At 67.3% G+C, this 21,851-nt stretch carries 10 protein-coding genes; 5 read left to right on the plus strand and 5 right to left on the minus strand.

The window, feature by feature from the left end; genetic code table 11:
• Nucleotides 1–497 precede the first annotated feature (497 nt).
• The 4 genes from D7W81_RS17895 to D7W81_RS17910 all read left to right on the plus strand — a co-directional run bounded on the left by D7W81_RS17895 (nt 498) and on the right by D7W81_RS17910 (nt 6,517).
• Entirely contained in the window at nt 498–2,561 is a 2,064-nt protein-coding gene (locus D7W81_RS17895) for a PrkA family serine protein kinase (RefSeq protein ID WP_120556607.1), read from the plus strand.
• Between the two features lie 34 nt (nt 2,562–2,595).
• Entirely contained in the window at nt 2,596–3,705 is a 1,110-nt protein-coding gene (locus tag D7W81_RS17900) for a DUF444 family protein (protein WP_120529160.1), read from the plus strand.
• 42 nt (nt 3,706–3,747) lie between these two features.
• A complete protein-coding gene (locus D7W81_RS17905) occupies nt 3,748–5,241 on the plus strand; it encodes a SpoVR family protein (protein WP_120556608.1) in 1,494 nt (497 codons plus the stop codon).
• An 85-nt stretch (nt 5,242–5,326) separates the two neighbouring features.
• A complete protein-coding gene (locus tag D7W81_RS17910) occupies nt 5,327–6,517 on the plus strand; it encodes a M23 family metallopeptidase (protein ID WP_120556609.1) in 1,191 nt (396 codons plus the stop codon).
• A gap of 92 nt (nt 6,518–6,609) precedes the next feature.
• On the opposite strand, the gene D7W81_RS17915 is transcribed toward D7W81_RS17910, so the two are convergent.
• A complete protein-coding gene (locus D7W81_RS17915) occupies nt 6,610–7,194 on the minus strand; it encodes a DUF2378 family protein (RefSeq protein ID WP_120556610.1) in 585 nt (194 codons plus the stop codon).
• Nucleotides 7,195–7,471: 277 nt separating this feature from the next.
• Here D7W81_RS17915 and D7W81_RS17920 point away from each other — a divergent pair, with 277 nt between their 5' ends.
• Entirely contained in the window at nt 7,472–9,979 is a 2,508-nt protein-coding gene (locus D7W81_RS17920; RefSeq protein WP_120556611.1) for a glycogen/starch/alpha-glucan phosphorylase, read from the plus strand.
• Between the two features lie 56 nt (nt 9,980–10,035).
• Here D7W81_RS17920 and D7W81_RS17925 read toward each other — a convergent pair whose 3' ends face one another.
• The 4 genes from D7W81_RS17925 to dnaE form a co-directional block, all read right to left on the minus strand.
• Nucleotides 10,036–11,988 (minus strand): M3 family metallopeptidase, encoded by a 1,953-nt coding sequence (locus D7W81_RS17925; RefSeq protein WP_120556612.1) that lies wholly within the window; start codon nt 11,986–11,988, stop codon nt 10,036–10,038.
• 231 nt (nt 11,989–12,219) lie between these two features.
• Nucleotides 12,220–17,178, minus strand: a complete 4,959-nt coding sequence (locus tag D7W81_RS17930) for a lamin tail domain-containing protein (protein WP_147445520.1) — start codon at nt 17,176–17,178, stop codon at nt 12,220–12,222.
• Nucleotides 17,179–17,303: 125 nt separating this feature from the next.
• A complete protein-coding gene (locus D7W81_RS17935; RefSeq protein ID WP_120556614.1) occupies nt 17,304–18,107 on the minus strand; it encodes an SDR family oxidoreductase in 804 nt (267 codons plus the stop codon).
• 20 nt (nt 18,108–18,127) lie between these two features.
• Entirely contained in the window at nt 18,128–21,673 is a 3,546-nt protein-coding gene (dnaE, locus tag D7W81_RS17940) for a DNA polymerase III subunit alpha (protein WP_120556615.1), read from the minus strand.
• Nucleotides 21,674–21,851: the final 178 nt, after the last annotated feature.

Raw genomic sequence — 21,851 nt, forward strand, 5'->3', positions numbered from 1 at the left:
GCCCCAGGGCCGTCCCGGGAATCACTTCCCCGGGCAGCAGGGGATTCGCGCCGTTACGCACCCTTCTGGGCGGGACGGAACCGGCGCGCCGGCCGTCACGCCGACATGTGGAGTGGACACGGACGCTGCCCCACAGGGAGGGCCTGCCTGGACGGGGTGTCCTCCAGCGGAAGCCCAAGCGTCGGGAAGTACGCGCTTGGGCGAGGTGGGACCGGACACATCGCACCGGGGGGGCTCCTCCCAGCGCGTTGCAGGGTCCTTATAATCGAAGTGCCTTTTCACCCCGTGGAGGAGGGCGGCTCCCCTCCGACACGATCCGGACGCGCGGTCCCACTCCGCGGCGGGGTCCCGAAGGGGCTGAAGCATCGCGATTGTCGTCGCCTGGGACCTCTTCGGAGTGGGTGTGGAATGGCCTTCCAGCCCTCCAGGTTCACCATGTTGGCCCCCCGGAAGCACGCGACCGTTCGCGTCCTCCCGTGAGGCTACGAGGGAGAGACATGAAGGACGCTGAGAAGGGCTCGTGGGTCTCCAGAATCGCCGCGTTCCAGGACGTGAAGACCTACGCGGAACTCAACTGGGACGGCTCTTTCGAGGACTACCTCGAAATCGTCCGCAAGAATCCCAAGGTCACGCGCACCGCCTTCCAGAGGATCTACGACATGATCCTCAGTCACGGGAAGTCGGAGTACATCGACAACAAGAAGAAGCTCACCCGCTACCACTTCTTCAGTGACGAGCGCTTCGGCGGCCGGGACGCCATCTTCGGCCTGGACGTGCCGCTGATGAAGCTGGTCAACGTCTTCAAGTCCGCGGCGCAGGGCTACGGCACGGAGAAGCGCGTCATCCTCCTGCACGGCCCCGTGGGCTCGTCCAAGTCCACCATCGCCCGCCTGCTCAAGAAGGGCATGGAGGAGTACTCGAAGACGCCGGAAGGCGCCGCGTACACCTTCTCCTGGCTCACCGACAAGAAGCAGCCGGACGGCACGGTGACGAAGGAGAAGATGAAGTGCCCGATGAATGAGGAGCCCCTCAACCTCATCCCGCGGGAGTGGCGCGACAAGGTCTTCTCCGAGCTCTCCCCGCCGGAGTCCGGCTACACCATTCCCACCGGCTGCGAGCTCTGCCCCGCGTGCCGCTTCGTCTACAAGGAATTGATGACCCAGTACGGCGGTGACTTCGCCAAGGTCATGGGCCACATCCACGTCAACCGGCTCATCTTCAGTGAGAAGGACCGCGTGGGCATTGGCACCTTCCAGCCCAAGGACGAAAAGAACCAGGACTCCACCGAGCTCACCGGCGACATCAACTACCGGAAGATCGCCGAGTACGGCTCGGACTCCGACCCGCGCGCCTTCAACTTCGATGGCGAGTTCAACATCGCCAACCGCGGCGTCATCGAGTTCGTGGAAGTGCTCAAGCTGGACGTCGCGTTCCTCTACGACCTGCTCGGCGCGTCGCAGGAGCACAAGATCAAGCCGAAGAAGTTCCCTCAGACGGACATCGACGAGGTCATCATCGGGCACACCAACGAGCCCGAGTACAAGAAGCTCGAGAACAACGAGTTCATGGAGGCCTTGCGCGACCGTACGGTGAAGATTGACATCCCGTACATCACCAAGCTGGCCGAGGAGGTGAAGATCTACGAGAAGGACTTCAACTCCCGCGCCATCAAGGGCAAGCACATCGCGCCGCACACGCTGGAGATGGCCGCCATGTGGGCCGTCCTCACGCGCCTGGAGGAGCCCAAGAAGCACAACCTGTCGCTCCTGCAGAAGCTCAAGCTCTACAACGGGAAGACGCTGCCCAACTTCACCGAGGACAACATCAAGGAGCTGCGCAAGGAGTCCGTGCGCGAGGGCCTGGAGGGCATCAGCGCCCGCTACATCCAGGACAAAATCTCCAACGCCCTGGTGAGCGACAAGGGCGAGGGCTGCATCAACCCCTTCATGGTGCTCAACGAGCTGGAAGCCGGCTTGAAGACGCACTCCCTCATCAACACCGAGGACGCGCGCAAGCGCATGAAGGAACTGCTCACCACGGTGAAGCAGGAGTACGAGGACATCGTCAAGAACGAGGTCCAGCGCGCCATCAGCGCCGACGACGACGCCATCGGCAAGCTGTGCGGCAACTACATCGACAACATCAAGGCCTTCACCCAGAAGGAGAAGGTCCGCAACAAGTACACCGGCATCTACGAGGTGCCGGATGAGCGCTTGATGCGGTCGATTGAAGAGAAGATCGACATCCCGGAGAGCCGCAAGGACGACTTCCGCGGCGAGATCATGAACTACATCGGCGCGCTCGCCGTGGAGAACAAGACCTTCAACTACCGGACCAACGAGCGGCTGCACAAGGCGCTGGAGCTGAAGCTCTTCGAAGACCAGAAGGACAGCATCAAGCTCAAGAACCTGGTGTCGTCCGTCGTGGACAAGGAGACCCAGGAGAAGATCGACCTGGTGAAGGACCGGATGATGAAGAACTACGGGTACTGCGAGATCTGCTCCACGGACGTGCTGAACTTCGTGGCCAGCATCTTCGCCCGCGGTGACGCCAAGGAGTAACGCCTAGCGACTTGCCCAAGAGGGACGTGACACCGTGACCTTGAAGATCCACCAGGACCACTCCCGCTTCAAACAGATCGTCCGCGGGAAGATCAAAGCCAACCTGCGCAAGTACGTGCAGAAGGGCGAGATGCTGGGCAAGAAGGGCAAGGATGCCATCAGCATCCCCATCCCCTTCATTGACATCCCGCGCTTCAAGTACGGCCACAAGGAGCAGGGCGGCGTTGGACAGGGTGACGGTGACGTAGGCCAGCAGCTCGGCCCCGGGGCGGTAGAGCCCGGGGACGGGCACCAGGCCGGCCAGGGCGAAGGCGACCACGCCCTGGAGGTGGACGTCACGCTGGAGGAGCTGGCGCAGATATTGGGCGAAGAGCTCCAGCTGCCACGGATTGAGCGGCGGCAGAACGAGCGCATCGTCACGCAGAAGGTGAAGTACACCGGCGTGAACACCACGGGCCCGGAGTCCCTGCGCCACTTCAAGCGCACCTTCAAGCAGGCCCTGAAGCGGCAGATCGCCACCGGCACCTACGACCCGAAGATGCCGGTCATCATCCCCACGCGCGAGGACCGGCGCTACCGCAGCTACAAGCTGCAGGAGCTGCCGGAAACCAACGCGGTCATCATCTACATGATGGACGTGTCCGGTTCGATGGGGGACGAGCAGAAGGAGATCGTCCGCATCGAGAGCTTCTGGCTCGATACGTGGCTCAAGCACCAGTACAAGGGGCTGGAGTCGCGCTACATCATCCACGACGCGGTGGCGCGTGAAGTGGACCGCGACACGTTCTTCCACACCCGCGAGTCCGGCGGGACGATGATCTCCAGCGCGTACAAGCTGTGCCGGGACATCATCCAGGCGGACTACCCGAAGAGCGCGTGGAACATCTACCCGTTCCACTTCAGCGACGGGGACAACTGGAGCGCGGACGACACGCGCCAGTGCATTGAAATGCTCCGCAACGACATCCTCCCGCAGGTGAACCAGTTCGCCTACGGGCAGGTGGAGTCTCCCTACGGCAGCGGGCAGTTCATCAAGGACCTGCGCGAGGCGGTGGGTGACACGACCAACGTCGCGCTGAGCGAGATCGCGGACAAGGACGCCATCTACGCCTCCATCAAGGACTTCCTCGGCAAGGGGCGCTGACAAGAGCGCTTCTGTCTCATCCCCCACCGGAGCCACCGCCCCATGCCCAAGAGCCTCTCACCGCGACTCGCAGCGCTGCGGGATGAAATCCACGGCTACGCCAAGGAGTTTGGCCTGGATTTCTTCGACACCGTCTTCGAGATGGTGAGCTACGACGAGATGAACATGGTGGCCGCCTACGGCGGCTTCCCCACCCGCTATCCCCACTGGCGCTGGGGCATGGAGTACGAGCAGCTGGCGAAGGGGTACGAGTACGGGCTCAGCAAGATCTACGAGCTCGTCATCAATAACGACCCCTGTTACGCCTACTTGATGGAGAGCAACCCGGAGGTGGACCAGAAGCTGGTGATGGCCCACGTCTACGGTCACTGCGACTTCTTCAAGAACAACTTCTCCTTCCGGCACACCAACCGCCGGATGATTGACGACATGGCCAACCACGCCACCCGCGTCCGGCGGTGGGTGGACAAGATTGGCGTGGAGAAGGTGGAGGACTTCATCGACCGGACGCTGTCGCTGGAGAACCTCATTGACCAGCACGCGCCGCACATCCGGCGCAATCCGGATCCGCAGCGCGCGGAAGAAGAGGCGAAGTCCAACGAGCGCGTGGAGGGCTTCAAGGTGGGCCGCGAGTACATGCGCGGCTTCATCAATCCTTCCGAGTTCATGGACTCCCAGCGCAAGCGCGCGGAGGACGAGAAGCAGCAGCGCAAGCGCTTCCCGGAGCGGCCGCAGCGCGACGTGCTCTACTTCCTGCTGGAGCACGCGCCGCTGGAGCCGTGGGAGGTGGACATCCTCTCCATCCTGCGCGACGAGGCGTACTACTTCGCGCCGCAGGGCCAGACGAAGATCATGAACGAGGGGTGGGCCAGCTACTGGCACTCCACCATCATGACCCGCAGGGCGCTGCGCGACGATGAGATCATCGACTACGCGGACCACCACTCGGGCACCATGGGCGTGCGCCCCGGCGCCATCAACCCGTACAAGCTGGGCATCGAGCTGTGGCGGGACATCGAAGACCGGTGGAACAAGGGCAAGTTCGGCAAGGAGTGGGACGAGTGCGATGACCTTCGCGCGCGCCAGGCCTGGGACAAGAAGCTGGGCGCGGGGAAGGAGAAGATCTTCGAGGTGCGCAAGCACTACAACGACATCACCTTCATCGATACGTTCCTCACCGCCGAGTTCGCCCAGCAGCAGAAGCTCTTCGTCTACGGCTTCAACGACAAGCGCAACTCGTGGGAGATTCTGGACCGCGAGTTCCGCAAGGTGAAGAACAAGCTGCTCACGTCACTCACCAACTTCGGGCAGCCCATCATTGAAGTCGTGGACGGCAACTACGAGAACCGCTCGGAGCTGCTGCTCGCGCACAAGCACGACGGGCAGGACCTGAAGGGCGACTACGCGCGGGAGACGCTGCGCAACCTCCAGAGCCTCTGGCGGCGGCCGGTGAACATCATCACCCGCTACGACGGCAAGGGCGCCCTCTTGCGCTACGACGGGCAGCACCACTCGGAAAAGAAAGTGGAGCTGTAACCGGCAAGCAGGCAGGCGGGCGGGGGCCGGCGGTCAGGAGTTGGGCGGAGGACCAACAGTCCTCTACACTCCTGTAACGCCCCCCATGAAGACCGCCTCCCTCCTCTGCCTTGCCGCCCTCGGGGTGGCTTCGACGTCCGAAGCCGCCACCCAGTTCGAAATCAAGAACCGCCGCATCGAGCCGCGCCAGACGCTTGCGGGCGCGCTGCATGACGCGCAGCTGCCCGACGAGCAGGTGACGGCGGTCATCTCCGCGCTGGAGGGCGTGTTCGACTTCCGCAAGTCGCGCGTGGGTGACCAGTTCCGGCTGGTGATGAAGAACGGCGAGCTGGACTTCTTCGACTACCGCCAGAGCACCGTGGACGAGTGGCAGGTGCGCCGCGACGGGGAGAAGTACGTCGGCAGCAAGCGCTCCATCGAGGTGGAGAAGCAGGTGTCGCTCGTCTCGCTGGAGATCAGCTCGTCCCTGTACGAGGCGACGCTGGCCGCGGGCGAGGACCCGTCCATCGGCCTGGTGCTGTCGGACGTGTTCGCGTGGGACATCGACTTCTACCGCGACGTGCGCAAGGGCGATAAGGCCAAGGCGCTGGTGGAGAAGTTCGTCTCCAAGGGCCGCGTGCTGCGCTACGGCGAGGTGCTGGCGGCCACGTACGAAGGCGGCCTGGTGGGCAACAAGCGCGTGTTCCGCTACGTGCTGCCCAACGGCGAGGCCAACTTCTTCCAGGAGGACGGCGCCAGCGCGAAGAAGACCTTCCTCAAGAGCCCGCTGAAGTACGCGCACGTCACCAGCAGCTTCGGGTCGCGCTTCCACCCGGTGCTCCAGTACGTGAAGAACCACAACGGCGTGGATTACGGCACGCCCATTGGCACCCCGGTGTGGGCCGTGGCGGACGGCACCGTCGTGTCCGCGGGCAACGCGGGCGCCGCGGGCAACATGGTCGTCCTTCGCCACGCCAACGGCATGGAGACGCAGTACATGCACCTGTCGCGCTTCGGTGACGGCGTGCGCTCCGGCCAGCGCGTGCGGCAGAAGCAGGTCATCGCCTACTCCGGCAACACCGGCCGCTCCACCGGCCCGCACCTGCACTTCGGCCTGAAGCGCAATGGCAGCTACGCCAACCCGCTCACGCAGAAGTTCCCCCGCGCGGATCCGCTGCCCAAGGAGCTGACGGCGGACTTCCTCGCCAAGGCGCAGGAGATGGCCCAGCAGATTGACGCCGTGTCCGTGGCCGCGGTCGCCGGCAAGGCCGCCCCGCCGCCCACCGCCACGAAGTAGCCAGCGGCACGCCCACGCTGACAGCGGCTCCAAAGCCTCCGGGCCCCCTCCCCTTCACGGTGGAGCGGGGCCCGTCGCTTTTCGCCGGGCCGTCAGGTCCACTCGATGAGGAACTCGGAGTCCCCCAGGCACCGCTCGGTGCCCCGCACGCGGCCCTCGCGGTGGAGCGCGGTGAGGGCGCCGCCGAGGATGCCCTCGTGGACCTCCACGGGCAGCAGGTCGCCCTTGAACATGAGCCGCACGCGCTTGTCGCCCAGGGCCTGGTACTCGCGCTGTCCGTAGCTCACGGCGGTGCCGTACGACGCGGGCGCGTTGCTGTACATGCGCTTGGGGTCACCGCCAGAGGTGAGGCGCAGGAGCGTCTGCCCCACCGTGGACTCGAAGAAGGTCCCGACGATGGCCTCCCCGCACGCCCGCAGGGCCACGCCGCGCGTGCCGAAGGCGGGCTCCAGCGCCTCCGCCGCGAAGGCCAAGAGCCGCAGGAAGTCCACCGCCGGGTAGGAGAAGAAGTCCACCGGGCTGCGCTGCATGAGCGGCGCGAGCAGGCGCTCCGCGGCGTCGCGCCCCAGCCGCTGGTGCGTCAGCCGCAGCACCGCCGCGAAGCTCAGCCCCCGGACGGTGTCCCCCGGCCGGGTGAGGGCGAGGCGCTGCTCCAGGTCATCCAGGGGGAGGGACATTCAGGAGGGTTTTACCCCAATTCCGCGTGCTTCCGGTTCCTCTCGTAATGCCCCCACGCGTGTCTGTCATTCCCTGGGGCCGCGCCGCGTCACGGCGGGTCCCGGAGCACCTTCCCTCCCTGGCGGAGGAAGCGGCCGACCCCGAGCGGGGAACGTGGGTTTCCCCTGCCCTGGGCTGGCGTGACACGGTAGCCTTTCGTCATGGGCGTCCCGCGTCAAACGCGGGGCGCTCCCGGCTGTACTTCCACCCCTTCGCGACCCTCGAGACGACCGACTTATGGCTCCTCCCGCCTCCGCGCGCCCCGCGCCGCCCCCGCCCTCCGCCTCGGGAGCTCCCGAAGACAGCGGCCGCACCGGGCTCGACGCGGCCAGCGTCCGTCGCGGCTTCTTCGAACACGTGCGCTATTCGCGCGGCAAGAACCCGGAGACGGCCACCCCGCATGACCGCTTCATGGCGCTGTCGCTGGCCGTCCGCGACCGCCTCACGGACCGCTGGGTGAAGACGGCGCGCACCTACTACGAGCAGGACGTCAAGCGCGCCTATTACCTCTCCGCGGAGTACCTGCTGGGCCGCGCGCTGGGCAACAACCTGCTCAACCTCAACATGTACGACGCCGCGGCCGCCGCCATGCAGGAAGTCGGCGTGGACCTGACGCAGCTCCTGGAGATGGAGCCGGACGCGGGCCTGGGCAACGGAGGCCTTGGCCGGCTGGCGGCGTGCTTCCTGGATTCGCTGGCCACCCTGGGCTACCCGGGCATGGGCTACGGCATCCGCTACGAGTTCGGCATCTTCAGCCAGGACCTGGTGGAGGGACACCAGGTGGAGCGCGCGGACGAGTGGCTGAAGTTCGGCAACCCGTGGGAAATTGTCCGGCCGGAGAAGGCGGTGCCGGTGCGCTTCTTCGGGCGCGTGGAGCACCACCAGGGTCCGGATGGCCGGCCGGTGGCGCGCTGGGTGGGCGGCAAGACGGTGGTGGGCGTGCCGTACGACACGCCCATCGCGGGCTACGGCAACAACACCGTCAACACGCTGCGGCTGTGGCAGGCGCGCGCGAGCGCCGAGTTCGACCTGCTGCTGTTCAACGCCGGCGACTACGAGCGGTCGGTGGTGGAGAAGAACGATTCGGAGGTCATCTCCAAGGTCCTCTACCCCAACGACGCGTTCCAGGCGGGCAAGGAGCTGCGCCTCAAGCAGCAGTACTTCTTCGTGGCGTGCTCCATCGCGGACATCGTCCGGCGCTACCTGAAGAACCACAACGACTTCCGGGACTTCTCCCGCAAGTGCGCCATCCAGCTCAATGACACGCACCCGGCCATTGGCGTGGCGGAGCTGATGCGCGTGCTGGTGGATGAGAAGCGTCTGCTCTGGGACGAGGCCTGGTCCATCACCCAGGAGACGTTCGGCTACACCAACCACACGCTGCTGGCGGAGGCCATGGAGCGCTGGCCGGTGTCGCTGTTCGAGCGCCTGCTGCCCCGTCACCTGGAGATCATCTTCGAGATCAACCAGCGCTTCATGCGCCAGGTGCAGATCCGCTACCCGTTCGACGTGGAGAAGCAGCAGCGGATGAGCCTGGTGGAGGAGGGCCCGGAGAAGAAGATCCGCATGGCCCACCTGGCCGTGGTGGGCAGCCACAGCATCAACGGCGTGGCCGCGCTGCACACGGACCTCCTGCGCCGCGACGTGCTGCCGGACTTCGCGCAGATGTACCCGGAGCGCTTCAACAACAAGACCAACGGCGTGACGCCGCGCCGGTGGCTGGCGTGGTGCAACCCGCGCCTGTCCAAGCTCATCACCAGCCGCATCGGTGAGGGCTGGGCCACGGACCTGGACCAGCTCCAGAAGCTGGAGGCGCACGCGGAGGACGCGGAGTTCCGCAAGGCCTTCCGCGAGGTGAAGCGCGCCAACAAGGAGGAGCTGGCCCAGCACGTGCGCGACCTGCGCTGGGTGCAGCTCAATCCGGACGCCATCTTCGACGTGCAGATCAAGCGCCTGCACGAGTACAAGCGGCAGCTGCTGGACGCCGTCCACATCGTGGCGCTGTGGATGAAGGCGCGGCGCGACCCGGCGAGCGTCATCACGCCGCGCGCGTTCCTCTTCGGCGCGAAGGCGGCGCCGGGCTACCACCTGGCGAAGCTGACCATCCGGCTCATCAACGGCATCGCGGAGGTGGTCAACAGCGACGCGGGCGCCACGGGGTTGCAGGTGGTGTTCCTGCCCAACTACCGGGTGAGCCTGGCGGAGCGCATCATCCCCGCGGCGGACGTGTCCGAGCAGATTTCGACGGCGGGCTGGGAGGCCTCCGGCACGGGCAACATGAAGCTGATGCTCAACGGCGCGCTGACGCTGGGCACGCTGGACGGCGCCAACGTGGAAATCCGCGACGCGGTGGGGGACGAGAACTTCTTCCTCTTCGGCCTGACCGCGGACGAAGTCATCGCGCGCAAGAAGGCCGGCTACCGGCCGCGCGAGGTGTACGAGTCCAACACGGAGCTGCGCGAGGCGCTGGACCTCATCCGTTCCGGCTTCTTCTCCCCGGAGGACCGCAACCTCTTCCAGCCGCTGGTGGACAGCCTGCTCAACGAGGACCGCTACCTCGTGCTGGCGGACTTCGCGGCCTACGCGGCGAAGCAGGAGGACGTGGCGCGCGCCTACAGGGACCAGGAGGGCTGGACGAAGAAGTGCATCATCAACGTCGCCCGCGCGGGCATCTTCTCCTCCGACCGCACCATCAAGCAGTACGCGGAGGAGATCTGGAAGGTGCAGCAGACGAACGTGGAGTGACGCGTCCGTGAGCACCGGCAGCCCCGGCTCCCCGGGGCTGCCGTGTCATCCGCTGCCTACGCGGCCTTGTTGAGCCAGGCCTCGTACGCGCGGAAGTCGTAGTCGCGGCCCAGGAACTGGTGCACCAGGCGGGCGGCGTCGTCGGAGCCGCCCGGCTCCAGCACCGCGCGGCGGTAGGCCTGCGCGGGCTCCGGGTTGAGCAAGCCCTTCGTCTGGAACACCGTGAAGAGGTCCTTCGCGATGACCAACGACCACATGTACGTGTAGTAGTTGGACGAGTACCCGTCCAGGTGCCCGAAGGTGAGGTGGAAGTACGTCCCCTCCATGTACGGGAAGGGGATGTACTGGCCCTGCAGCTCGCGCACGAGCGCGGTGGCGTCCAGGTTCTTCGGGTCGCGCCGGTAGAGCTCCAGGCTGAGCGCCGCGTAGAACATCTGCTGGCGCACGAAGAGCCCCTTGCCGAACTCGTCCGCGGCGAGCATGCGCTCCACCAGCTCCGCGGGCAGCGCTTCGCCCGTCTGGTAGTGCTTCGCGAAGGTCTGGAGGCACGTCACGTCGCGCGCCCACTCCTCCAGCATCTGCGACGGGGCCTCCACGAAGTCCCACTCCGTGCGCACGCCGGACAGGCCCGCCCAGCGCGTGTGGCCTCCGAAGATGTGGTGCAGCAGGTGGCCGAACTCGTGGAAGAAGGTCTCCACGTCGCCGTGCTGCATGAGCGCGGGCTCTGTCCCGGGCTTGGGGAAGTTGCAGATGAGCGCGCCTTCCGGCAGCCGCCGCCCGGACTTGCCGCTGGTCAGCGTGAACTGGGCCGCGTGCTTGTACTTGTCCGCGCGCGGGTGCATGTCCAGGAAGAAGCGGCCCTTGAGCGTGGGGCCCTCGTAGACGTCGTAGACCTCCACGTCCGTGTGCCACACGGGCACGTCCTTCACGGGCTTGTAGGTGACGCCGAAGAGGCGCGCGGTGAGATCCAGCACGCCCTGCTTCACGCGGGTGTATTCGAAGTAGGGGCGCACCGTCTGCGAGTCGAAGGCGTACTGCTCCGCCTTCACGCGGTCATCCAGGTGGCCGGAGTCCCACGGGTTCACCTTGTCTGCCTTCGGGTCGTCCTTGCGCTTGCGCTCCAGGAGCACCGCGTAGTCGCGCTTCATGCGCTCCTCGGAGGCGGCGGCGATCTTCTGGATGAAGGTGCTCGCGTCCTCCGCGGTGCGCACCATCTTGTCCTCGGTGGCGTAGGCGGCCCAGTGCGGGTAGCCCAGGAGCGTGGCCAGCTCGTGGCGCTTCTGGACCAGCTTCTGGAGCACGTCCACGTTGGCGGGGTAGCCGCGCTGGCGGTTGGCGCGCCAGAGCTCCTCGCGGGCCTTGCCGTCGCGCGCGTAGGTGAGGAAGGGCACCAGGTCCGGGTAGTCCGTGGAGATGCGCACCTGGCCGTCCTCGCCGGGGGCGTGCGCGCGCACGTAGTCCTCCGGCAGGCCGTCCAGCGCCGCGGGGGGCAGGGACACCTTGCGGGTGTCCTGGCTGATGTTGCGGCTGAACTCCTGGCCGATGCGGACCAGCTCCTCCTGGAGCGCCTTCACCTTCGCGCGGGTGGCCTCGTCGCGGTCCACGCCGGCGCGGCGGAAGTCGCGCAGCACCTTCTCCATCCACTTGCGCGTGGCGGCGTCCTCGTTGGCCAGGCTCACGGCCGCCAGGACGTCGTAGACGCCCCGGTCCATGCGGATGTCGTTGGCCAGGTTCTCGATGGCCTGCTCGGCGTTCTCCGCGGCCTCGCGCAGGGCGGCTTCCGGGTGCGTGTGGCGCACGACGCTGGCGCGCGCGGCGGCGTCATCGAGCGCGGCGGAGGACTCGTCGAACAGGTCCAGCACGTCGCGGGGCGGCGTGGAGGCGGGCAGCGTCTTCAGGCGTGCGATGCCGTCGCGGGCCTTGGCCAGGGCCTCCTCGCTCGCGCGGCGGAACTCCTCCGGAGGGCAGGTGACATGGCGGGCGGCGTCGGGGACCAGGGGCTCGGACACGGGAAGGGCTCCTCTCAAGCCATGGGTGTGCGAAAGGGCTCAAAGCTAATGCGCCCTGGCGCCCCTGGCAGCATCCGATTGGCCTGGCGTCCATTGTTGCCGGGCAGTGGACGCCCTCCCCTGCCCCGTCCGTCGGGCGGCGGACGGGCGGGCGGCCCTCAACGGCGGAAGGCCGCCCCGGCGTGCGTGCCGGAGGCGGCCTTCCTGGAACCACGGGGTGAAACAGGGACGTCAGTAGAACTCGAGCGGGCTCGTGGAGCCCTGCGGCTGCCGGACGGCGCGGGGCACGAAGTTCAAGCTGTTGTTGTCCGTGTCGTATCCATTGCCCCGGGCCGCGTCCGCGCCACCCACGGCCATGGTGGCGGAGGTGGAACTGGACACGGCCTTGCGCTCCACGCTTCCGCCCGATGCCGGATGGGACGGGGCCGCATTACCAGCACCACCCTCGGGGGAATTTCCGGTGCCCCATGCCAACAGGTCCACGTCCACGTACGTCCCGCCCACGAGGCGCTGGACGCGGACATGGCCACCAGCGGCCGTGGAGGCTGACATGTCGAAGGAGTTGTAACCGATGTCCTTTGCGGCCACGCCAGTGCCGCTGTAGGTCGCCCCACCCAAGAGAAAGTAGCCGTGGGCGCGAATGACCGTTCCGGATTGAAAGGTGATCGCTTTCGCCGCGTCCCAAGCCCCGGTAGCGGACTTGTAGTTGACCTGCCAGCCGGCAAGGTCCACGTCCGCGTTCGTCGGGTTGTAGAGCTCGATGAACTCGTCCGTCTGGGCTCCGGTGAGTCCTCCGCTGACTTCGCTGATGACCACGTGGTTCGTCAGCGGAGCCTTACCCACCGTCACCGAGCCGTAGGTGCCCGCAGGCGGCACGGCCACACCGTTCTGATCGCAGTACACCCACGGCGCACCCGCGTCCGTGAACCGGTAGCGGAAGCCGTAGGCATACGTGCCGGCCGTGGGAATCTGCAGCGTCGCCTTCATCTCGTCGTTGTTGGAGCCCGGCGAGTTGAAGCCCGCGTTGAAGTCCGCCGCCTTCCACGTCCAGCCCGCGGGGTTGGTGGCGTCCGTGCCGTAGCCCAGCTGCGCCTCGATGCGGGGGTAGGAGTCGTTGCCCTGCTGGTTCCGCGTCGTGACGTCGTAGCTGTAGAACTGGCTGAAGATGTCGTAGCTGTCGGTGGTGAGGATGGTCGCCGGGTAGGCGCCGTTACCGGCCGGGAACGTCTTCGGGTACTGGATGACGCAGTAGTTGAGCGGCTTCTCCACGTTCAGGCCGCAGTCGTCGTTGGCGTAGCCCGGCGTGCCCCGGTCTCCGCCTTCCAGGCTGCCGGTGGAATCACACCAGTACCAGGCCCGGGCGCTGCCCTTCGTCCCCACGATGCTGGACGCGAGGCTCATGGCACTGCCCGTCGTCTGGGGGAACGCGCTCGTGTACGTCAGGCTGTCCACCGTCACCGCGCCCTGCTTGAGCGTGATGGACCCGGTGCTGTCCATGAACACGTCGATGCCGTAGCTGACGTTCGTCCCCACCCCACCGTTGCGCGTGTAGTTCCCGTCCTGCGCGAGCACGGCCCGCCCTCCGGGGGGCACCAGCAGCGTGGGGTTGTGGATCACCTCGAAGGAGGTGGTCGTGCCCGCGCTGTTCACCAACTCCACCACCATGCCGTGGGCGTCCAGCAGCTTCGACGAGGTGTTGGTCAGCTCCAGGTACTCGGTGGTGCCCGCGGACGGCGAGTGCATCACCTCCGAGATGACCAGCTCGCCCGCGCCCGGGTGGGGCGCCGTGGTGCACGCGCCCGCGTAGCAGACCGCGTCCGCGCCGGTGCAGGCCACGAGGGCCCCATCACCGGCCTCACAGGTCGGCGCGCCGTTCCGCACCACGCACACCGACGAGAACACCTCCAGCGAATAGCCATCCTCCGTGCACTGGGGCGACGGAGGCGTGCACACGTAGCCGTCACACGGGTTGGTGGTGGCGGTGCTCGCGGTGGCCAGCGCGCTGGCGTTGTCCGCGCCGTCGAACGTCTTCAGCGCGAAATGATACGTCGTGGCCTCCGTCAGGCCGGTGACGGTGAAGGACTCCGCCGTGCCCGCCGTCTTCGGCGCGCTCACGCCCGTCACGAGCGTGGCCGAGCCGAAGGTGGCGTCGGTGATGGCGGACGTGGCGTAGCGCAGCTCGTAGCGCGAGGCCGTGCCCAGCACGCCGTCATCACCCGGCGCCTGCCAGTCCAGCCGGATGCTGGCGCCCGACACCGCCGTCGCGCTGAAGCCCGACGCGGCGGCCGGAGCCTCCGCGTCGGAGATGCTCAGGTCCGCGGACGTGATGTCCTGGAGGCCGTCCGCGCCCGCCTGGAGCTGGTACGTGCCCTCGGCATCCACACTGAGGTTGGCGAACGTGGCCACACCTTCCACGGTGGTGCGCGTGGGGATGCCCTGGGCGAAGGTGCCGCCCACGAGCTCCAACTGCACATCCGTCGGCGCGTCCGTGACGGTGTTGCCGTAGGCGTCCCGCACGGCCACCTGGATGTCCGTCAGCGCCTGCCGCACCGAGCCCGTCGTGGGCGCGGAGACGAAGGCCAGCTGGTTCACCGTCGCGGGGAGGAGGGAGTACGTGTGCGTGGCCGTGAGCGACGGATCCGCCACGTCCTCCACGGTGACGCCCTGGTCCCCAGCGGTGCGCAGCTCCACGCTGAAGGTGTGCCGGCCCTCGTCCAGCAGGGTGAACGTATAGGCGCCGGGCAGCACCGCCTGCGCGTCCGTGGAGGAGAACGTCACCGTGGACGCGTACTCCTTCGCCACGTTGCCGTAGGAGTCATGCGCCACCAGCTCGTAGCTCAGGCCCTGGCCCGCACCGAAGGGGCCCGCGCTCGCGATGACCTCGAAGGACGCGGCCGTGCTGGCGCGTACGTCGGCGTCCACGGTCGCGGTGAGCGCCGGGGTCGCGGTGTCCGTGACGGTGAGCGACTGCGTCCCCGCCGTCTTGAACACGAGCCCGGAGACCGTCTTCTGTCCCTCGTCCGCCGGGGCGAAGACCGCGTCCGGAGGCAGCACCGCCTGCGCGTCCGAGGACGTGAACCGCACCGTGCCGGCGTAGTCCTTGAGGAGGTTGCCGTAGGCATCCGTCACGGCCACCGTCACGTCGTTCTCTTCACCCGCGTCGACCGGATCCACGAAGGCATCCAGCACGAGCTTCGCCGCGGCACCGGCGCCCACCGTGAAGGACTGGCTCACCTGGGTCAGCGAGCCCGCCGTGGCGGTGAAGGTGAACGTGCCCGCCGTGTCCACGCGCAGGCCGGAGAAGGTGGCGACACCGTCCACCGCCGCCACGGTCACGGCCTGGAAGCCCGGCTGCCCCGTGAGGGTCAGCGTCACCGCCGTGGTGGCCGTGGAGACGACGTCACCGCGCGCGTCCAGCAGCGACACCGCCACGTTCGCGAGCGCCGCGCCCGCGTTGCCGTTCGAAGGCTGCGGCGTGAACGCCAGCTGCGTCACCTGCGGGTTCGCCGTGGACACCGCCAGGCTGTCCGACCGCGCGGAGTTGCCGTGCGCGTCCGTCACCTTCAGCGCCACGTGGTACGTCGTGCCCGGATTCAGGCCGGAGAGGGTCGCGGACTGCACCGCGCCCGGAGGCACCGGAGCGTCAACGGACACCGGCGTCGCCGCGTTGAACGCCGCGTCCGACGTGATGGCGGACGTGGAGTAGCGCAGCTCCTGCGACGCAAGCTGCCCCTGCACACCGTCATCCCCCACGCCCGTCCACTCCACGGTGAGGCCCGTCTCCGTGGCGCCGGTCTGCGTCAACTCCGGCTTCGCGGGCGCCACATCGTCCACCACCTGCACGTCCGCGCTGCTCACGTCCTGGAAACCCTGCGCGGAGGCCACCAGATGCGTGGTGCCATGCCCCGCGATGCTCAAGTCCGTGAACGTCGCGACGCCGTTGACGAACAGCCGCTCCGCTTCGCCCGACAGCGTGAAGCCCCCTGCCGGCAACGACACCTTCACCAGGATGTTGGCTGTCACCGCCGTATTGCCGAAGGCGTCCTTCAGCTCCACCCGCACGGGGCCCAGGGCCCCGCGCGTCGACACGCGCGACGCAGGCTGTTGCGTGAAGACGAGCTGGAGGGAAAGGCCCTCGGACACGTTCACGGTGAGGTTGAACGAGAAGGCGCCCGCGCTGTCGGCAATCGTCAGGGTCTGACGCCCGGTCGTGCGGAAGGTGATGCCCTGGAACTTGAACCTGCCCGCGTCCTCGGTGGTGAACGTGTGGGCGGCGGGCATCGTCGCGGCCGCGTCCGAGGACGTCAGCGTCACCGTGCCCGTGTAGTTCGTCACCGTGTTGGCGTACGCGTCCTCGAGCGTGACCTCCAGGTCCCGCGCCACGCCCGCCGTGGCAGGGTTCAGCAGGCTGCTCAGCCCCATCCCCGCCACAGCCCCCGGCGCCACCGAGAAGACCGTGCTCGCGACAGGCGCGAAGCCCGGCGCGTTCGCCATGAAGTGGTAGCCCGCGCCCGCCTTCTTCAGCACCACGTCCGGGAAGGTCGCGACGCCGTTCACCGCCGCCACCGTCAGCAGCCCCTCCGGGAACACGATGCCGCCGGAGCCCAGCGACAGCGTCACCTCCGCCGTGCTGTCCGTCACCACCGCGCCGGCGCCGTCGCGCACCTCCACCACCAGGAGCTTGAGCGGCTCGCCCGCGACCCCGTCCGGCAGCGCCGAGCGGAACGCCAGCGTCTTCACGGTGCTGACGTCCGCGAACGTCACCGTGGCCGTCTGGGTGAGCGGCACCCTCTTGCCGGTGTCATCCATCACGGACGCCTTCACCGTCTTCACGCCCGGCACCGTGGACACCACGAGCGCCTGCGCCGTGCCGGTGATGTCGGTGATGGCCGCCGGCTCCAGGACGGAGGCGCCCTCCCCCTCCACCGTCACCGTCACCGCGCGCCCGGACAGCCGCGAGCCGTCTGCCTTGCGCAGCGCCGTCACGGTGACGACCGCGACGTCGTCACCGTTCGCCAGCACTCCCGTGGGCCGGTCCACCGTCACCGTGGAGGCCGCCACGTCCACCACGCCTTCCACCTCGGGCGGGGGCTTCGGGGAGGTTCCAGAATCAGTGCAGCCGAGTGACAGGCCCAGACACAGCACGCTCAACCCCAGACAGCGGGCGAGCACAGCGATCCGTGGGGACATGGATGTCTCCGTCCAGCGAGCAGCCCCGCGCGGCGAAGTGCGCTTCACGCGGGGTTGCAGTGCTTTCTAGCAGACCTCCCCCGGCCCCCGCTAAACAGGGCCGGAACTTTGCACACCAACTGGAATCAGCCGTTGATGGCCTGGAGCACCGCGGCGCCGCCCAGGAGGGACTGGCCGCCGTCGCAGACCATGATGGCGCCGGTGATGAAGGACGCGGCGTCCGAGGCCAGGAAGAGGGCCAGCCGGGCGATGTCGTCCGGGGTGCCGAAGCGCTGGAGCGGCAGGGCCTCCGCGAGCTTCTGACGCGAGCCCTCCGACGGCGCCAGGCGGCTCATGCCCTCCGTGCCTTCAATGGGGCCCGGGGTGATGGCGTTGACGCGCACGCCCGCGCCGCCCCATTCAATGGCGAGCACGCGGGTGAGCATGTCCACGCCGGCCTTGGCGGCGCACACGTGGGCCTGCATGGCCATGGGCAGGTAGGCCTGGGGCGCGGAGATGTTGATGACGGCGGCGCCCGGCTTGCGCAGCAGTTCAAAGGCGGCGCGGGACACGTTGAAGGTGCCCAGCACGTCGATGTCCATCACCGCCTTGAAGCCGTTGGAGGACATGCCCAGCACGGGCGCGGGGAAGTTGCCGGCGGCGCCGCACACCACGATGTCGATTTCGCCGTACGCGTCCTTCACCTGCTGGAGCGCCTTTTCCACGGACGCGTAGTCGCGCACGTCCGCGGCCACGCCCATCGCGGTGCCGTGGGCCTGGAGGCCCTTCACCGCGCCCTCCAGCTTCTCCACGTTGCGGCCGTTGATGGCCACCTTCGCGCCCGCCTTCACGAACGCGGTGGCGATGCCGAGGTTGATGCCGCTGCTGCCGCCGGAGACGAACGCCGTCTTGCCCTTGAGCAGCCCGTCCTTGAACACGCTGTCCGCCATGGAGTCGCTTCCTTTCGCTGTCAGCCGAACTCCACGACCTTCTGCCCGAAGAGGCGGTCCACCGCGAGGAGCAAATCGTCGTTCACCTGCACCTTGAGCGTGGTGCCGGAGATGTGCGCCTCCGCTTCCCCGGGGAACAGCACGCTCACCGCCACCGGCGTCGCGCCCGCGTACTTCTTCGCCAGCTCGTTGAGCTTCGCCAGCCGCTCCTCGGTGACGACCTCCGCGGGCAGCCGCAGCTCCAGGCGCTTGGTGCGCTTCTCACGCACGGCCTTGAGGCTCTGGATGTCGTCGACGATGAGCTCCGCGGTGGGCGTGTTCTCGTCGCGCTGGGAAATTTGCACGGTGCCGGTGACGAGGATGGGGTCGTCCGACTTGAGCAGGTGCTCCCAGTGCTCGTATCCCGGCTTGGGGCCCTGCTTGGACCACTTGCCGTCCTTGCCCATCACGTTGCGCGTGCCGTCCTTGCCGGGGAAGCACACCAGCTCCGTGGAGCCGGACAGGTCTTCAATGGTGACCCACGCCATGCGCTTGCCCGTCTTGGTGGGGCGCTCGCGCAGCACGGTGATGATGCCCGCCACGGTGAGCTTCTCGTCGCGGCGCGCGCGCTGCACGGCGGTGATGGGCCGCGCGTAGCGCTTGAGCTCCTTCTCGTACTGGTACAGCGGGTGGCCGGACACGTAGAAGCCGATGGACTCCTTCTCGAAGGCCAGGCGCTCCTTCTCCGGCCACTCCTCCACCGCCGCGTAGTCGTCCTTGAGTCCGGTGCCGGCGGACGCGGGGCCCGTGAGCATGCCGAACAGCGAGCTCTGGCCCGCGGCCTTGTCCTTCTGGCTGGACGAGCCGCGGTTCATCGCGCGCTCAATCGTCTCGAAGAGCTGCGCGCGCGGGCGCTTCTCGAAGTCGAAGGCGCCCGCCTTCACCAGCGCTTCCAGCACCTTGCGGTTGACGCGGCGGCCGTCCACGCGCTCGCAGAAGTCGAAGAGGCTCTTGAAGGGCCCTTCCTTGCGCGCCTCCAGGATGGACTCGATGGCGCCCTCGCCCACGCCCTTGATGGCGCCCAGACCGAAGCGGATCTTCCCCTCCACCGCGCCGAAGGCCAGGTCGGACTGGTTCACGTCCGGCGGCAGCACCTGCGTGCCCGACTCGCGGGCCTCGCCGATGTGCTTCACCACCTTGTCGGTGTTGTCCTTCTCGCTGGTGAGAAGGGCGGCCATGAATTCGCACGGGTAGTGGGCCTTGAGCCACGCCGTGTGGATGGTGACCAGGCCGTACGCCGCGGAGTGGCTCTTGTTGAAGCCGTACTCGGCGAACTTCTCCATCAGGTCGAAGATCTCGCCCGCGACCTTCAGGTCGACGTTGTTGATCTTGCAGCCTTCGAGGAAGCCGGCCCGCTCGGCCTGCATGACCTCGGCCTTCTTCTTGCCCATCGCGCGGCGAAGGAGGTCCGCGCGGCCCAGGGTGTAGCCTCCCAGCACCTGGGAGATCTGCATCACCTGTTCCTGGTAGACGATGACGCCGTAGGTGTCCTTGAGCACCGGCTCCAGGTTGGGGTGCGGGTAGGCCACCTTCTCCCGGCCGTGCTTGCGGTTGATGAAGACGTCCACCATGCCGGAGTCCAGCGGACCCGGACGGTAGAGCGCGCCCGCGGCGATGACGTCTTCGAAGCAGGTGGGCTTCAGCTTCATCACCATTTCGGTGAAGCCGCTGGACTCCATCTGGAAGACGCCGGCGGTGTCGCCCTCCGCCATCAGCTGCCACATCTTCTCGTCGTGCAGCGGGATTTCGTGCCGCTTGATGTCCTTGCCGTGGTTGCGGTTCACCAGGTCCAGCGCGTGCTGGATGACGGTGAGCGTCTTCAGGCCCAGGAAGTCGAACTTCACCAGGCCCGCGGCCTCCACCTCGTCCTTGGCGAACTGGGTGATGAGGATCTTCTCACCCGGCGGCTGGTAGACGGGCACGAACTCCCAGAGCGGCTTGTCCGCGATGACCACGCCCGCGGCGTGCATGCCGGGCTGGCGGTGCAGGCCCTCCAGCGCGAGGGCAATCTCCAGCACGTCCTTGGTGGTGACGGGGTTGCCCTCCACCTCACCGATGTTCTGGGGCTTTTCGATCATCTCCTTGAGGCGAGGCTCCATTTCGATGGCCTCCTTCAAGGTGATGTTGAGGACTTCCGGCACCAGCTTGGCGATGCGGTCGCCTTCGCTGAAGGGCAGGCCGAAGACGCGGCACACGTCGCGCAGCACGCTCTTGGCCTTGAGCGAGCCGAACGTGATGATCTGCCCCACGTTCATCTCGCCGTACTTGCGGCCCACGTACTTGATGACCTCGTCGCGCCGGTCCTGGCAGAAGTCGATGTCGAAGTCCGGCATCGACACGCGCTCCGGGTTGAGGAAGCGCTCGAAGAGGAGGTTGTACGGGATGGGGTCCAGGTCGGTGATGCGCAGCGCATAGGCCACCAGCGAACCGGCGCCGGAGCCACGGCCCGGGCCCACCGGGATGTTGTGGTCCTTGGCCCAGTTGATGAAGTCCTGGACGATGAGGAAGTAGCCGGAGAAGCCCATGCGCTGGATGACGCCCAGCTCCAGCGTGAGGCGCGCCTGGTACTGCTCGCGGTCGATGGGGTACTGGCCCTCCAGCTCCTTGAAGCGCTGGCGCAGGCCCTCGTAGGCCAGCTCCGACATGAAGCTGTCCGGCGTGTGGCCGTCCGGCACCTTGAACGTGGGGAGCATGGGCTTGCCCAGCTTCAGCTCCACGTTGCACATCTCCGCGATGCGCATGGAGTTGTGCACGGCCTCCGGCGAGTCCGCGAAGAAGCCGAGCATCTCCTCGGGGCTCGTCACGTAGAGCTTGTCGGTGGAGTGGCGCAGGCGCTTGTTGTCCGCCAGCGTCTTGCCGCTGGCGATGCACATGAGCAGCTCGTGCGCCTTGGCGTCCTCGCGCTTGATGTAGTGCGCGTCCGCGGTGGCGACGAGCGGGATGTCCAGGTCGCGCGAGAGCTGCTTCAGGTTCTCGTTGGCCTTGTCCTGCTCGGTCATGCCGTTGGACTGGACCTCCAGGTAGAAGCTGTCGGGCTCGAAGATGCCCTTGTATTCGGAGGCCACGCGGCGGGCGTTGTCCATGTCGCCGCGGAAGCACGCGCTGGTGACTTCACCGCCCAGGCACGCGGTGAGGCCGACCAGGCCCTTGCTGTGCTCCGCGAGCACCTGCTTGTCGATGCGCGGGTGGTAGTAGAACCCGTTCATGTACGCGGTGGAGGACAGGTAGCGCAGGTTCGCGTAGCCCTCCGCGTTCTTGGCCAGGAGGATGAGGTGGTGGGCCACCTTCTCCGAGCGGTCCTCGCGCCCCTTGGGGCCCGCGACGTACGCCTCCAGGCCGATGATGGGCTTGATGCCGGCGTCCTTCGCCTTCTTGTAGAAGTCGATGGTGCCGAACATGTTGCCGTGGTCCGTCACGGCCACGCTCGACATGCCCTTCTCCTTCACCGTCTTGATGAGGTCCTTCATCCGGATGGCCCCATCCAGCAGCGAATAGAGGGTGTGGAGGTGAAGGTGGGTAAAGGACATGGGCGTTCCGGCTCCCGGGTGAAGAAAGAGGCGCCTGAACACTAGAGCCCGCAACCCCTGCTCGCCAGTCCAGTGACAGGCCCGGAAGAAAGAGGCCGGACCCGGGCGTGCGGCGCCCCGGAAATCCGGCCTGGGAGACACCCGGAGCGGAATTCCGGCCCCCCGTCCGTCCGGGCGT

This window comes from Corallococcus aberystwythensis (assembly GCF_003612165.1).
Taxonomy (GTDB): Bacteria; Myxococcota; Myxococcia; order Myxococcales; family Myxococcaceae; genus Corallococcus; species Corallococcus aberystwythensis.

What these genes read in the sequence shown, in the direction of transcription:
- D7W81_RS17895 (WP_120556607.1), top strand. Translation starts at nt 498, where the DNA reads ATGAAGGACGCTGAGAAGGGCTCGTGGGTCTCCAGAATCGCCGCGTTC.
- D7W81_RS17905 (WP_120556608.1), top strand. Translation starts at nt 3,748, where the DNA reads ATGCCCAAGAGCCTCTCACCGCGACTCGCAGCGCTGCGGGATGAAATC.
- D7W81_RS17910 (WP_120556609.1), top strand. Translation starts at nt 5,327, where the DNA reads ATGAAGACCGCCTCCCTCCTCTGCCTTGCCGCCCTCGGGGTGGCTTCG.
- D7W81_RS17915 (WP_120556610.1), bottom strand. Translation starts at nt 7,194, where the DNA reads ATGTCCCTCCCCCTGGATGACCTGGAGCAGCGCCTCGCCCTCACCCGG.
- D7W81_RS17920 (WP_120556611.1), top strand. Translation starts at nt 7,472, where the DNA reads ATGGCTCCTCCCGCCTCCGCGCGCCCCGCGCCGCCCCCGCCCTCCGCC.
- D7W81_RS17930 (WP_147445520.1), bottom strand. Translation starts at nt 17,178, where the DNA reads ATGTCCCCACGGATCGCTGTGCTCGCCCGCTGTCTGGGGTTGAGCGTG.
- D7W81_RS17935 (WP_120556614.1), bottom strand. Translation starts at nt 18,107, where the DNA reads ATGGCGGACAGCGTGTTCAAGGACGGGCTGCTCAAGGGCAAGACGGCG.
- dnaE (WP_120556615.1), bottom strand. Translation starts at nt 21,673, where the DNA reads ATGTCCTTTACCCACCTTCACCTCCACACCCTCTATTCGCTGCTGGAT.